This window comes from Clostridium sp. HCS.1 (assembly GCF_047900555.1).
GTDB lineage: Bacteria > Bacillota > Clostridia > Clostridiales > Clostridiaceae > Clostridium.
The window spans coordinates 1,912,729-1,926,881 of record NZ_CP170704.1 but is presented as its reverse complement, the minus strand read 5'-3'; the positions used below and the strand labels follow the sequence as shown (position 1 = coordinate 1,926,881).

Here is a 14,153-nt window from a genome sequence, read left to right as displayed (position 1 = left end):
TATCCGCATTTATATTCAAAAAAATACGTAATATATGAATTTAGAAACATTTACCAGTATATATTTTTTAAAAAATTTACATTTCCTAAGATTACCTTATATTCTTATTGTAACATAAAAAAATTAAGGGATGTAAGCAAAACTTTTAATTTAAATATTACTTACCCCTTACCCTAATATTTATATATAAAGTATATTAAATAATAAATTTCTTCTTGATAATAGTATACCCAATTTAAATAATATATACTATTAATTAATAAATTAAAATATTACCTTATTTTAAACTTTCTCTCCTTTTAGCAATTTATAATATTTAGGTAACTCATTTTCATTACATTTATCACATTTCTTAGCATAGCAATAATTTCTAGCGTATTTTAATTTTCCATGCATTTTATCCCATATCTCTTTAATATCTTCATTTAACACATTTCCAAAGGATTCAGGCACAAAATCACAAGGTGTAAATTTTCCTTCAGTATCTATATAAGAATGTTGTACGCCTGCTCCACAACCAAATTGATCCTTTGACTCAATATATGGAAATACTGAGGTCTTTGGATACTCCTTATTTCTATTGAAATTTACATGAAGTTTTATAAGTTCTTCTTTATCTTCTTTAGAGAATATTTCATCTGACTTTACTAAAAGTGATCCACAGGGAATTGGTTCTAGTATCCTAACTTCATCTACTTCTAAAGTTTTTAAGTATTTACCTAACTCATATATTTCTCCGCTTTTAAGCATTTCCTTTGTGCATACAACTTGAGCCATAGTATAAAGTCCAACTTTTTTAGAATTTTTTATTGCTGAAATTGAATTTTCATAAGCTCCATTGTATCCTCTCTTTTTATCATGAGTTTCTTTATACAAACTATCTATGCTTATTCCTATGCCAAAAAGTCCAGCATTTTTTAATGACTTTGCTTTATTAAGGCTTAAAGAATATCCATTTGTAAATAAATATGAAATGCTTCTCTTATCAATACTTCTTATTATTTCTTCTAAATCATTTCTAAGTAAAGGCTCTCCTCCTGTAAATCCAATTATCCCAACCCCTAAATCTTGAAGGGATTTTACTATTTTCTTTATTTCATCTGTTGTCATTTCCTTTGATTTATCATCTTTATCTTTAATGAACCTTTTTGCACTACAATGCCAGCAGTTATACATACATTTTCCTGTAATAGCTATGTATGTAGAAATTGGAGCAAGTCTTTTGCCAGTTGTATGATTATAAAAGAATTCAGCCTTTTCTCCAGGAACTGCATCTACAATACTTTTATAAGCCCTACTATTTAAAGGAGGTAAAAATGAGTTAACTACAAAATTCTCATTGTGAAGAACTAATCTATCATTTTTTATAACATTCATTCCACACTTTATAACATTTATAGCCTTATAATCTTTGCTTTCTTTGAATCTCTTATGTATATAGAAGAAATTGTTTCTTACATCTTTACTTAAGATTGCTTTTATTATCGGTATTGTATTACTTAGCATTTTTAAAGACCCCCCAAACATATTTATGAGTTATTGTTGTTATATTTTTAGAGTTAAATAAATGTACCATTTTATCTTGAATCCTTTTATCCATGACATCTATCATAGAATCAAAGCCTGCTAAAGCTCCAGTAGATGTAACAAAATTTACAGCATCTTCTGATGTGTTAAATTTAAATATATGATTTCCTGATTTAATTGCAATTTTACTAAATTTATTTTTTATAAACCATTTTTTAAAGATACCTGTATTAATTGGATTAGGTAATTCCTTCATAATTTTATCTACATATATGTAATTTTCTAAAAGAAGGCTTGGATAAATCTTTCTTACTTCTGGCAAAGTACTTTTTAAATTCACTATTACTGCAAAATATCCATCTTTTTTTAAAACTCTTGATACTTCTTTTACAATATTTTTAGGCTCTTGATATTTAATTGCCCATGCACATATAACTATATCAAAGCTATTGTCATTACATTCTTTTAAAAAAGAAAGCATATCTTTTTCAAAAAAACTGGCCTTAAAGTTACAATTGTTTTTTGCTTCATTTAACATTCCTTTAGATATATCTACTAAGGTAAACTTAGCTTTGTTTAAAGTTTTATTTAAAAATCTACTATTGAAGCCTGTCCCACAAGCTAAGTCAAGTATATTTAATTCTTTATCTAAATCCATATCACAATATTGTATAATTATCTCTTTTAACATTTCTTCATTATATTTATGCATTTCTTTTAAGAATATATATTCATAATTCTTACTGAGTCTAGTATAAGAATTAGCTATATCCTCTAAATCAGTAAATTTTTTAGTTAATAATAATTTGCATAGCTTTGCAATACCACTGATTTTTTTCATTGTTATCCCCTTTTGAATGCCTATTTTGAACCTATGTATATATACTCATATTTAGATATTTCTACTATCTCCCCATTTTTAAAATATTTATAAGTTAATTCTTTCATTTCATTTATAGTAAGCATCTTTATTCTTTCAAAGCAAAGAGTTTCAAATATAAATATAACCTTGCCTATAAAGCTTTTTTTATCAAACTCATAAATTATAATTTTTCCATCTTTCTTTAATACTCTTTTGCATTCTTGTAAGGTTTCTTCTTTTTTACTTATATGATGGAAGGAATCTCTCATTATTACTATATCTATAGAAGAATCTCTTATAGGAATATTATCTGAATATCCATTAATTATTTTTACTTCGTTAGATTTTTCTTTTGCTATCTTAGTCATATTTATTTCAGGATCTAGAATAGTCACATTTGCTCCTAAGGATATAAGTTCTTTAGCTAAAGATCCTGTTCCCCCACCAATATCTAAAACCTTTATACCATAAGTATCTTTTATAGATTTTATTATTAGATCATTTTTATCTAATTTAAATTTTTCCATGAACTTATCATATTGTTTACTATAAAATTTAAACAAATAGCTCATATATATCTCCTTAAAGTGTTGATGTTATATATTTATTCTATCAAAACTATTACTAATATGTTATATATTTCTTTATTTTCTAAAATATATATTTTATTTAGTCCATTAGTATAAATTTTAATATATAATATATTTAGATACTCCAAAAGTATTTTATTTATTAGTAAATAAACAATAATCAATAATTAATGATATAGTTTTACATATAAATATAAGAATATAGTGTAGGAAATTAAATAGTATTTATAGTAATTCAAATAGCACTTTCATAGAGAGAAATGACTAGGAGTACAGAATAAATAGTTGTAATAAAAGTAGTTGTGATGGTAAACACTATGGTTAGAGAAAAATAACTATAGGAGTGAATAATGGATATGGAAGTAGTAAAAGTAAAAACCGATGTTGGTAATGAAAGATACTACCTTGCGGATAGCGATGGATTACCTATTGATGCAGTATTAAAATTTATTAGATTTAAGGATAATACAAACTACTCAAGAAATACTTTAAGAATGTACTGTCAACATTTAAAGTTATACTTTGAATACTTAGAGCAACGAGAAATTAACTTTCAAGATGTTACAATAGATGATTTAGCTTTATTTGTTAACTGGCTACAAAATCCTTATGAGAGTTTAAAGGTTATACCAGTACACCCTACTGATACAGCAAGAAGTCCAAGAACAGTAAATATTGTTATAAATACAGTATTAGCTTTCTATGATTATATTTTAAGACATGAAGAATACAGCAATAATATATCAAATAGACTTAAAAAGTTCGTATCTACCCCAAGTAGAAATTTTAAAGGATTTTTATATGGTATAGCTTATGATAAAAAGAAAATTACAAGTAATATATTAAAGGTAAAGGTTCCTAAGTCAAAACCTAAAACTTTAACTAAAGCTGAAATTACAACACTTATAAAGAATTGCAATAATTTAAGAGATAAGTTTTTATTAACGTTACTTTATGAAACTGGCATACGCATCGGCGAAGCCTTGTCATTATGGATCGAGGATTTTGATGTTAGTGAAATGATTATAGACCTTAAAGATAGAGGTCAACTTGAAAATAATGCTGAAATCAAAACAGTATCAAGTCCGAGAAGAATAGATGTATCACAAAATCTTGCAGATATGTTTATGAAATATATAGCCGAATACCATACAGATGAAGTTGAAACCAACCATATTTTTATTAGAATTAGTGGTAACAACAAAAATAAAGCTATGACTTATACCGATGTTGATAATTTATTTAGAATGTTAAATAAAAAAACTGGTATATATGTTACACCACATATGTTTAGGCATAGCTCATTGACAGTCCTTAGAATGGCTGGATGGCAACCAGAACTATTAAGAATAAGAGCTGGTCATAAAAATATCTATACTACAATGAATACTTATATACATCCTTCTAATGAAGAAATAATGGAAGAGTTTAATAAAACTCAACCTAATCTAAATTTAGATATCTATAATGAAGGAGAATAAGTATGAATAATTTACAAAAGAGAGATAATCAACAAAGTAAATATGATGAAATTATTGAATATCTTAAACAAGACAAGGAATATTGGTTATACAATGATAAATGGGATATGACTAAAAGTTTTTTTATTGGTGAGGTACAAAGAACATATAGATATTTAGACTTTTCTACCTTTGAAAATAAAAATTTAAAGAATGAAATTAAATATTTTATAGTTTATTCATACAAGAATAAACTATTGAAAGAAAGTTATATTGGGGGAATTGGACGTACACTTAAAAGATTAGGAATATTTCTTGGAAATAAATTAACTTTAGTTGCATTTGATAAAGATAAGTTAATTAATAAGTGGAAGCTTTATTTAATTGATAATGGACTTAAAACATTAGATACTCGTAATTTTTATTTTTTATCATCAAGCATTGATTTTATTAAAGATTTCTATGATGATAGAGAAGAAACTGAGAAAGATGTATGGTATTCAAAGAATATTAAAGGTATTAAAATAAATGCCACTTCAAATAGAAAAAATAGCAGTTTAAATTTTACTGAAATACCAATCTATTATAGATATACGGTTAAACGATATTTAATAACTGTAATAACTAAAAAAAGTTGGAGTCATTGTTTTAATATTCTTGTTTATTTAAAATATTTCTTTAATTATTTTTATTCAAATGGCTATAATGACGGATTCATAGAATATTTATCAAGACAAGACATAGAGAATTTTCTTTTTTATTTTAATGAAAATAGAAAAGAAAAAAGTAAAGATGAATCTAATAAATATATTTCTCAAATCAGGTCTTTTTTAGAATATATTCAGATAGCTCAATATGAAAAAGCACCTAAAAAGGAAGTGTCATTTTTGATATTTCAAGATGATATTATCAAGCAAGAAAATAAAAATGACCAACTTAAAAGAATTAAGTTTATTCCAGAACCTATATTGAGACAATTAGATAATAATATTATGGATTTAGATAGACCACAATTTATACTTATTTATATTTTACTTCGTGAAACGGGGTGGCGTGGTACAGATATATTAAATCTTAAATATCATAATTGTTTAGAACAGATATGGAATAGTAAAGAGCAAACTTATAATTACTATCTTTGTGGAGAAATAACTAAAACAGGAATAGCAGAATTGAAAATTCCTATAAGAGATAAGGTAGCTGAAATGGTTCAAAAAGCTATTAATAAAGCTAAATTATTAAGTACAGAAGAAAATAATCCTAAGAAGTATTTATTTAATATTTATGAAGGAAAACTTAAGGGGAAACCGCTAACGAAGAGCAAGTTATTATATACAATTAATAGACTTATCGCTCAAAAAGATATTAGAGATGTTAATGGTGAGTTGTATCATTTTAGACTTCATTCTTTAAGGCATACAAGAGCTAAAGAATATGTAGAACAAGGTATGGGCATTAGTATTATACAACAGATTTTAGGACATCAGAGCTTACAAATGACAGTTCATTATGCTACTGTTTCGGAAAATGTTTTGTATGAAAAATGGAAAAGTACAGAGGACTTAGAGTTATTTAAAGTTAATACTGAAACTAATGAATTAACAGCAATAGATATAACAACTGATTCTGGGGAAAATCTTATTAGATATGAATATGTTAAGAAGAACTTGGATGCTGTTAGAGTTCCTTTTGGAGTATGTTTTAAACCATCTAAATTACATTGTAAGCAACAAATGAATCATTGTTTAACTTGTGCAAGTTTCTGTACTACAACAGAAAATATTCCTGAATATGAGGAAGAAATAGAAAAGGTTAAATCTCAAATAGAGATCAGTAATAGATGTGGTAGGGAACTTTGGGCTGAAAAGAATAGTCAATATTTAAGCGTATTAGAAGAAACCCTACAAAAGATAAAGGAACAAAAGTTAGTTCATAAGAACAGTAAATCAAGGGAGGAATCATGATGTCTGGAAGCACTAAAGGATTAAAGGAATATGCTAAGTACAAAAGTGAAATCACTTTGGAAAAAGTTGATAAAGCCATTAGAGAACTTTCATTGACGGAACAAAAGATTAACTTTAATAGTGTTTCACAGTTAAGTGGAGTATCTAAAACTTATCTTTATAACAATGAAGAAATTAAAAATAGAATCGAGGAGCTTCGTCAGAAGCAACTAAGTAAAACTATGAACCAAAGAGCTAAGTATGATAAAACTTCGAAGTCTAAGGATATTGTTATATTAGCTAAAGATAAGAAAATAAAAGAATTAGAACAAGAAAATAAAAGACTCAAAGAACAATTAGAAGTTCTTAGAGGTAAATTATACGAAGGAATATATAGTGATGGCAGGTGATTACTTTGAAAAAGCTAATAATAGTATTAAGTTGTGTACTATGCTTCACGTGGCTCTTTTATACAGATAAATCTTTTGCTTTAGATATAGAAAAGAATTATAACAAAAAAATCTCTGAACTACCTGAAAATTCAAAAGAAGCAATATATCGAGATGTGTCTATTTCATTACTTATTCCATATATACAAGAAGAAATAAATAATTATTATAAAGATTACTTCACTGAATTGCCAATAGTTTTTCCATATAGTGTAGATATAGTAAGTGTTAAAAGAGAAGGTGGAAGCGGATATTTAATCGAATTAGAGGTTATAGTACATCCATTCGTCGGACCTATTAATATTGTTGGAGATGACAGAATGATAATTGAAACTGGAGCTTTTGGCTCAGTTAAGGTTGTTAAATTTGAACATATTAAAAGTTACCAATTGCCATGGAATTGGCAACATATAATAAAGAAAGCATATTAAAATTAGTTTAATTATAGACTACATTGTTTATATGTAGTCTATGTATAAAATAAGTAAGTTAAGTCGGTGTACAAGCATGTACACGAGATATATATAAGAGGTGATTTTATGAGTGATTATAGATATGATAATAGTTTACACCAAAGTACATCTTGCCCTTTCTGTGGAAGTAAAAATATAAAAATTATAATTGAGAAGGAAAAAGAAGAATTTGATTTAACTAGTGGAATTATTGGTACAGTATGCTTTGGTCCTATTGGACTATTATGTGGATTATGCTTTGCTGATGGTGTAAAAGAAAAAAGGACTTGTATATGCAATGATTGCGGAAAGAGATTTATAGATGATTAAAAAGGATGAACTTTGGTTGTTTTTAATGAAATTATTCTCTACAACTTGTCATCAAAAGGCTGATAGAAGCTTTTTCTTTAATAACTATCAATGCCCTATATGTGCAAGATGTACAGGCTTGTTAATAGGGTATATCTTAGGGATTGTAGCTCTATTTTTTAATTATAAAATTTCTATTGTTTTAAGTTTATTTCTTATAGGTATTATGTTTATTGACTGGTTTATACAGCATAAAAAAATTCTTTATTCTACTAATATTCGAAGATTACTAACAGGTTTATTGTGTGGATTTGGAATCATTAATATATTATCAATTATTTTTACTAAAATTCTAATGTTATTTTAATATATTGTAAATATTATAGTAAGGAGATAGATATTATATTCTAGTGCCTTGGAGCCTCATAGGTCACAATAAATATAATTTCTATCTCCTTTTTTTATTCGTATAAATTATCTTCAATTATTTTATTTGCAAGAATTCCTATATTAACTTCCCTTGTATCCATATAGACATCTATAATTCTATCTACAAGAGTAACCTCAACATATTCTACCTGCTTTCCATCTTCATCTTTATAAGTTATTATGTCCCAAGTTATTATATCTTCTTTAAGTTGTTTTTTAGAAATCATCTGATGTCCCTCCATAAGCTTTACTAAGTATATTTTATCAAATACAATTAACTATGTCTATTTTATAGAAACTCATTTGATGATTTTATACATATTTTTCACACTTAATATCCATTTAATGGTATATTTTATGTCATATTTAACCTATTTATTGGATTTTATTGTTATATTATAGTAAAATTAAATATATAATTGTTTTATTGAAGGAGATGGTATTTTAATATGAAAACTAAGATAGCAAAAATAATACGTGTTATTACTATACCCCCTATAATGATTTTAGGACTTATTATAATTCTGTCATCTCTAGGAACCGATATTTTTCAAAACAATACCCAAATAATTATATCAATTTTCTTCTTGGGCATTGTTCCAATCCTTGCATATCCATTGCAACCTATACTTCCAAAGTTTAAAGATAAAGGTCGTGAAGGGCAACGTAAGCTTGCATTTATATTAAGTATTGCAGGATATCTCCTTTCAGTTATTATTGGTTATTTTATGGGAGTTGGTTCAAATCTACAATTTATTTATAATACATACCTTATTTCAGTTATTTTACTGACTATACTAAATAAGGGCTTTCATATACGAGCTAGTGGTCATGCATGTAGTGCAACTGGGCCTTTATTATTTCTAGTGTATTTATTTGGCTTTAAAGCAATTGTTCCTTGCATTATTGTAGGAGCCTTAACTATCTGGGCTTCCTTAACACTGAAAAGACATACTAAAAAGGATATTACTATGGGTATCATTACATGTATTTTTGCCTTCGGTTTTGCATGGCTTCTACAAAGGTACCTAATAAAATAAAAACTTATATGATACAATATAAAAATGAAAATAGGCACTAATAAAAGCAGGGTATAAACCCTGCTTTTATATTCTTAAATATTTGAATTACAAACTAAAAACTTTTGAATAACAGGGTACTTTCCTAAATTTAAAAACTAAACGCAGTTACCCAAAAACAAATTGCAGTAATAAGTGATAGTGGTGTCATAACATACTTCTCTTTTTTACTTTTCGATAATAAATTCATAATAGTGTTTAAAGATAGGTAAATTGCAAAGAAGAAGCAGATATACTTTGTTATCATAGGAGAAAAGAATAAGGTGATGAAGCCACCTGCTTGTAAAATAATAACCATGGCAAAAAGTTGAATTACAACAGAAACTATTGCCATAATTCTATATTTTTTAGGTAGTACTTTATGTTGTCCACCCATTGTAAATTCTCCTAATGGTAAACCTAAAGCAACTAAAATAGATATTACAACTACAAATAGAAATAAAGTTGCTCCTAATATTGCAAACATAAACTTATACCTCCTAAATAATCTGCCTATCTATTTTTAACTTTATTAACTAATTCCTCATAGATGTTATATGGCAATATTGCTGCTTTTCCTTTTCCATAAAAAGCAACATCATCTATAGCAAGCCATCTGCTTTTTTGTCCATAAGTAAAATCCAAAATACAATTGGCACCTAAAGCTTTTGCTTTAATTGCCATATCTTGCTTTACATCATTTAAGTTTTTTAATTGTGCTCCTATTTTAAAGCTTAAATCTGAATTTATATTTCCAACAATATTTGCATCTTTATTGTTCCCTTCAATAAAAACTATCTCATTGTATAAAGTGGTATAAGCCATTAATCTTCTTCCCTTTCCATAATTGCAATAAATTCTTGCCTATTTCCTCCAAAGGATGGAATATCAGCAGTAGCTGCAGCTTTTAATTCCCAGCCTTGATCAGCATATGAATTTAATGCATCCTCTAATTTTTGTGGATCAAATTTTCCTGAAAACCATTTATCTTTTTGACTGAGAACTTTATACTTTTTCATTTTAACCCCTCCCACTAATTATGTTAGTGTAAAGTTTTTTACACTATTTTTCTTTTAATTTCTTTATATATCAAGGTTTCGAAAGTTTTTTTGCATAAAAAAACAACGACCCCCTAATTTCATGTTAAAATTGAATCGCTAAACCACAAAATCAACACGAAAGGTTGTCGTTATTATGGATTCAATTATAACTTATTTACTTGCATATAATCAATATTTAATTAAAATTATTTATCAACTTCTTTTATTTATTTCAAAGCATATTCCACTTAAACAAATGGCCTTTGATGACTCAAATAGCCCGGAATATCAAAAATTTAAAGTAGACAAGCTGCCTAAAATTCTTAAATTCGAAAAAGTAGATTATAAATTACTTTTAGCTTATTACAAGCATAGATATAATAAAACTGTAAAACCAGTCCAAAGGCGAAACGGTAAGTCTATTCCCGAAAAAACTATATGTCCTAAATGTGGTGCCCCTCACGAATATATTTATGATAACAATGGTAGTAAAGGACAGTTTCAATGTAAAGTTTGTGGTCTTACATTTAAAGAAACTAATTATGCTACTAAGCCATTAGTATTTATCTGTCCATATTGTGGAGCTACGCTTACGGAACAAAAACAACGTAAGCACTTTAGGATACATAAATGCACTAATCCTAAATGTTCCTATTATCAAAAGAATCTTAAAAAGATTCCTAAAGATATTGATCCATCTGAAAAGTATAAATATAAGCTTCATTACATATATCGTGAGTTTACTATTAACTTTTTCAAAATGGATTTAAATCGAATATCTAAGTATGCTACAGGCTTTAGTTTTAAAAAGTTTAATCCGCATATAATGGGGCTTTGCTTAACTTATCATGTTAATTTAAAGCTTTCTACAAGACAAACTGCCAATGCACTAAAAGAAGTTCATGGAATAGATATTTCACATACAATGGTAGCTAAATACGCATTAACAGCAGCTACTGTTATTAAGCCATTTGTAGATACATTTAATTACAAACCATCTAAAATACTCTCTGCTGATGAAACCTATATTAAAGTTAAAGGTATCAAGCATTATGTTTGGTTTGTAATGGATGCTTGTAAAAAATCAATTCTTGGCTATCAAGTATCTGATACAAGATCTGTAGGCCCTTGTATTCTAGCTATGCGTATGGCTTTTTATAAGTTTAAAAACTTCCCTGGTAAAGCTCTAAAATTCATTGCTGATGGCTATACAGCCTATCCGTTAGCGAAGCAACAATTTGAACTTGAAGAAAATAAAGACTTTGATTTAATTCAAGTTATTGGGCTTACTAATGATGACGCTGTATCATCTGAACATCGTTGGATTAAACAAATAGTTGAACGTCTTAATAGAACCTTTAAATCCTCTTATCGCATAACCTGTGGTTATGGTAGCGAAGATGGAGCTCTTTATGGGGTTAGTCTTTGGGTTGCATATTATAACTTTCTAAGACCTCACCCATATAATTATTGGAAGCCATTAAACGAAATTCCTGCGCTAGATGGTATTGATAATATGCCAGCTAAATGGCAAATACTTATCTCACTTGGTCAACAAACTATTTTACATATGCAAGAATCTAAAACTTCTTGATAAATAACAAAATCGCATATCGATTAAATTTTTGCCTCCGCCATCGAAGGTCTTTTCGTCATACTTAAATTTGGTGTAAATTTTAAATTTTAAAGAATAAATTGAAATTTATTCCTCTAATTTAATTAACTCTACTTTTCATACGAAACTTTACACTATCCTAATTATATCTAATAACATTATATACTTTTTATACCATTTATTCAATTTAATTCTATATAATGGCCACTAGAGTTTACGACGGAGCAACGAATATACTATTTATTTCCCATTTTTTTATTCTTTTACATAATCTCTTAGTTTAAAACTACCTGCTGTAAATAAAGCTAATGACATTAATACTATTACTATAATAGGAGCAATTATTTCACCATTATTTATTATTCTACCTATCCAGGAAAATGGTGATAATATGCTTAGATATTTTATTACATCTGGTATATTTTTAAAGCCAGTTAAGTTACTACCTACTATTCCAATTCCAAAAGATATTAAACCACACATTATAATTGCTAAACTAGCCATAGATTGATTTTTTATCCATCTTGTAGCAGCCACTACTATTGAAGTGGTCATTAAACTACATAAAGCTATTGCAAGAAATCCTTGTGTTAAATTATAGTTTTCTATTTTAAATAGTGTTATAGCTAATACTAATGTTAATATACTTATTAAACTTTGTATAATGAAACTAGATAAATATAATGAACCTAAAATTGTTGTATCTGTATTTCCAGTAGATATTGTTCTTTTTAATACTTTTTGTGTCTTAAGTTTAAGTATATCCTCTGTTAATATAGAACCACCTATAATCATAAAATAGCATATCATAAGCACTACCATATAATAACTAGAATTATCTTTTTCATTATTATCAACTATTACTGTTTCTACTAAATTAGTACTAAGACCTATATTAATTTTTTCTTCTAATATTTTATTTATACTATCAGTTATTATTTTTTCTGCTATAACTGATCCCATTCCTGATTCTATGCTATAACTTTTTATATTTGGAACACTTTTGTTATCTATTGTACTTTCAAAATTTTCATCAAAAACATAAATAACTCCAATTTTATTATCCATTAAAGCATTATAGCTATCTTCTACATTTCCTTCTAAATTTTCCACATCATATTTTTCAGATAAACTTTCTATTATCTTTTTTGAATATTTACCTGAAGACTTATCTAATATTCCTATTTTACCTAAAGAACTTTCCTTGGAGCTTGGACCTACTATACCAAACAAAACAATCATTGGTAAAAGGAATGTCATTAAAAAAATTGATGGATTCTTTAATATTCTTCTTATATTTATAATAGTTAATCTCATTAAGCGCATTTTTTCCCCTCCTTTGATAAAATTATTTTTATATTTGTAATTGCAAATAATGTAAGAGAAAATACAATTATAAATATAAAGTCTTTAATATTATCATTGAAGTTTCCATTTAAATTATAAATATTAAATAGCTTTGAAATATAATGAGTTGGAGCTAAAACCTTTAGTGCGTTACCTTCACCAGTAAACATCTCCATTCCTATTATTGGGATTGAAAAAATTAATGCTCCAACAACCTTACCATATTTTGCCCCAAATAATTCATTAACAAATTTACTCATAGAAACTATTAAAATAGATGATAGTAAAATCAATATAATAAGTGGAAATTCTCTTCCATTAAAACTTATTCCTAAGACTCTGAAAAATAACACGTAGCCTGAAATTATAATTGCTGAATAAATTAATAAAGCAAAGGAGTCATAGTAAAAATATTGAATTTTACTTAGAGGCGATGATACTATTCTTTTATCAAGGTTAATACTACTTTCAGCATAACTTCCTTGTATAAGTGAGAATATTAGCATACTAATAACAAAACCAATCATGGATGCTGATAGAATTTCATAACTAGTAGAAGTCTTACTAGCATTAATATTTATATTTTCAATAATGGTTTTTCCAGAAATATTTTGTAAAGCCTCATTAGAGCCTCCAGAGAAACTTACGTAAAGACTTTGATGATATTTATCTAATATAGTTTTTAATGTGTTTACAGAATTATTTAATTCATCAGTTAACTTATTTATTTTTATTTCATTTTTTTCTAATGATGAAACACTTTCTTCATAGCCTTTAGGAATAATAATTTCTATATCATTATCATTAGGATTTTCCTCTATTAACTCCTTCATTTCATCACTTTTTAGAAATGATACTAAATCTCTAGACATATTGCTTTTATCATTATCAATTATAGATACCTTAATTGTACTAAGCTTTAATGGATTTTCCTTAACAGAATTTTGGAAAAACCCCATAAAAGCTGCTAAAATAACTGGAAATAATATAAAATATATAACTGTTATTACTACATTTGATAGCATCCCCTTTAACACTGTCTTAGTATAATAAAATAATTTCACATTAATCA

The 14,153-nt window shown here is 26.8% G+C and carries 17 protein-coding genes; 8 read left to right on the top strand and 9 right to left on the bottom strand.

Going from position 1 to position 14,153, the window contains the following annotated elements; genetic code table 11:
- Positions 1-282 precede the first annotated feature (282 nt).
- Genes ACFYH6_RS09210 through ACFYH6_RS09200 form a run of 3 tightly spaced genes read right to left on the bottom strand, consistent with a single transcriptional unit; the run spans position 283 to position 2,967 of the window.
- Complete coding sequence (locus ACFYH6_RS09210; RefSeq protein ID WP_416178436.1) at positions 283-1,506, bottom strand: radical SAM/SPASM domain-containing protein; 1,224 nt, start codon at positions 1,504-1,506, stop codon at positions 283-285.
- Positions 1,496-2,368, bottom strand: a complete 873-nt coding sequence (locus tag ACFYH6_RS09205) for a class I SAM-dependent methyltransferase (RefSeq protein WP_416178435.1) — start codon at positions 2,366-2,368, stop codon at positions 1,496-1,498. The genes ACFYH6_RS09210 and ACFYH6_RS09205 overlap by 11 nt, the downstream gene beginning before the upstream one ends.
- A 20-nt stretch (positions 2,369-2,388) precedes the next feature.
- Positions 2,389-2,967: a class I SAM-dependent methyltransferase gene (locus ACFYH6_RS09200; RefSeq protein ID WP_416178622.1), complete on the bottom strand. Its 579-nt coding sequence runs from the start codon at positions 2,965-2,967 to the stop codon at positions 2,389-2,391.
- Between the two features lie 368 nt (positions 2,968-3,335).
- Here ACFYH6_RS09200 and ACFYH6_RS09195 point away from each other — a divergent pair, with 368 nt between their 5' ends.
- The 6 genes from ACFYH6_RS09195 to ACFYH6_RS09170 all read left to right on the top strand — a co-directional run bounded on the left by ACFYH6_RS09195 (position 3,336) and on the right by ACFYH6_RS09170 (position 7,959).
- A complete protein-coding gene (locus tag ACFYH6_RS09195) occupies positions 3,336-4,460 on the top strand; it encodes a tyrosine-type recombinase/integrase (RefSeq protein WP_416178621.1) in 1,125 nt (374 codons plus the stop codon).
- A 2-nt stretch (positions 4,461-4,462) separates the two neighbouring features.
- Positions 4,463-6,403: a tyrosine-type recombinase/integrase gene (locus tag ACFYH6_RS09190; protein ID WP_416178434.1), complete on the top strand. Its 1,941-nt coding sequence runs from the start codon at positions 4,463-4,465 to the stop codon at positions 6,401-6,403.
- Complete coding sequence (locus tag ACFYH6_RS09185) at positions 6,403-6,792, top strand: DUF6262 family protein (RefSeq protein WP_416178433.1); 390 nt, start codon at positions 6,403-6,405, stop codon at positions 6,790-6,792. The genes ACFYH6_RS09190 and ACFYH6_RS09185 overlap by 1 nt, the downstream gene beginning before the upstream one ends.
- A complete protein-coding gene (locus ACFYH6_RS09180) occupies positions 6,789-7,262 on the top strand; it encodes a DUF3888 domain-containing protein (protein ID WP_416178432.1) in 474 nt (157 codons plus the stop codon). Before ACFYH6_RS09185 ends, ACFYH6_RS09180 begins: the two co-directional genes overlap by 4 nt.
- A gap of 108 nt (positions 7,263-7,370) precedes the next feature.
- Positions 7,371-7,613, top strand: a complete 243-nt coding sequence (locus tag ACFYH6_RS09175) for a hypothetical protein (protein WP_416178431.1) — start codon at positions 7,371-7,373, stop codon at positions 7,611-7,613.
- A complete protein-coding gene (locus ACFYH6_RS09170) occupies positions 7,606-7,959 on the top strand; it encodes a DUF2085 domain-containing protein (protein ID WP_416178430.1) in 354 nt (117 codons plus the stop codon). The genes ACFYH6_RS09175 and ACFYH6_RS09170 overlap by 8 nt, the downstream gene beginning before the upstream one ends.
- Positions 7,960-8,053: 94 nt before the next feature.
- On the opposite strand, the gene ACFYH6_RS09165 is transcribed toward ACFYH6_RS09170, so the two are convergent.
- Positions 8,054-8,248 carry a hypothetical protein gene (locus ACFYH6_RS09165; protein ID WP_316342825.1) on the bottom strand — a complete coding sequence of 65 codons (195 nt, stop codon included), beginning with the start codon at positions 8,246-8,248 and terminating at the stop codon, positions 8,054-8,056.
- A 222-nt stretch (positions 8,249-8,470) separates the two neighbouring features.
- On the opposite strand from ACFYH6_RS09165, the gene ACFYH6_RS09160 reads away from it, so the two are divergent.
- Positions 8,471-9,061, top strand: coding sequence for a hypothetical protein (locus ACFYH6_RS09160; protein WP_416178429.1), 591 nt, complete (start codon positions 8,471-8,473; stop codon positions 9,059-9,061).
- 130 nt (positions 9,062-9,191) lie between these two features.
- Here ACFYH6_RS09160 and ACFYH6_RS09155 read toward each other — a convergent pair whose 3' ends face one another.
- Genes ACFYH6_RS09155 through ACFYH6_RS09145 form a run of 3 tightly spaced genes read right to left on the bottom strand, consistent with a single transcriptional unit; the run spans position 9,192 to position 10,098 of the window.
- Positions 9,192-9,566, bottom strand: coding sequence for a hypothetical protein (locus tag ACFYH6_RS09155; RefSeq protein ID WP_316342823.1), 375 nt, complete (start codon positions 9,564-9,566; stop codon positions 9,192-9,194).
- Between the two features lie 26 nt (positions 9,567-9,592).
- Positions 9,593-9,904: a hypothetical protein gene (locus tag ACFYH6_RS09150; protein ID WP_316342822.1), complete on the bottom strand. Its 312-nt coding sequence runs from the start codon at positions 9,902-9,904 to the stop codon at positions 9,593-9,595.
- Complete coding sequence (locus ACFYH6_RS09145; RefSeq protein ID WP_308780589.1) at positions 9,904-10,098, bottom strand: DUF4177 domain-containing protein; 195 nt, start codon at positions 10,096-10,098, stop codon at positions 9,904-9,906. The genes ACFYH6_RS09150 and ACFYH6_RS09145 overlap by 1 nt, the downstream gene beginning before the upstream one ends.
- A gap of 175 nt (positions 10,099-10,273) precedes the next feature.
- On the opposite strand from ACFYH6_RS09145, the gene ACFYH6_RS09140 reads away from it, so the two are divergent.
- Positions 10,274-11,713: a DDE-type integrase/transposase/recombinase gene (locus ACFYH6_RS09140; RefSeq protein WP_416180558.1), complete on the top strand. Its 1,440-nt coding sequence runs from the start codon at positions 10,274-10,276 to the stop codon at positions 11,711-11,713.
- A gap of 276 nt (positions 11,714-11,989) precedes the next feature.
- Here the strand turns inward: ACFYH6_RS09140 and ACFYH6_RS09135 are convergent, their stop codons facing one another.
- Together ACFYH6_RS09135 and ACFYH6_RS09130 are read right to left on the bottom strand one after the other, a co-directional pair.
- Positions 11,990-13,060, bottom strand: a complete 1,071-nt coding sequence (locus tag ACFYH6_RS09135) for an ABC transporter permease (RefSeq protein ID WP_416179388.1) — start codon at positions 13,058-13,060, stop codon at positions 11,990-11,992.
- On the bottom strand, positions 13,051-14,145 hold the full coding sequence (locus tag ACFYH6_RS09130; protein ID WP_416179389.1) for an ABC transporter permease: 1,095 nt from the start codon (positions 14,143-14,145) through the stop codon (positions 13,051-13,053). The genes ACFYH6_RS09135 and ACFYH6_RS09130 overlap by 10 nt, the downstream gene beginning before the upstream one ends.
- Between the last annotated feature and the right edge of the window lie 8 nt (positions 14,146-14,153).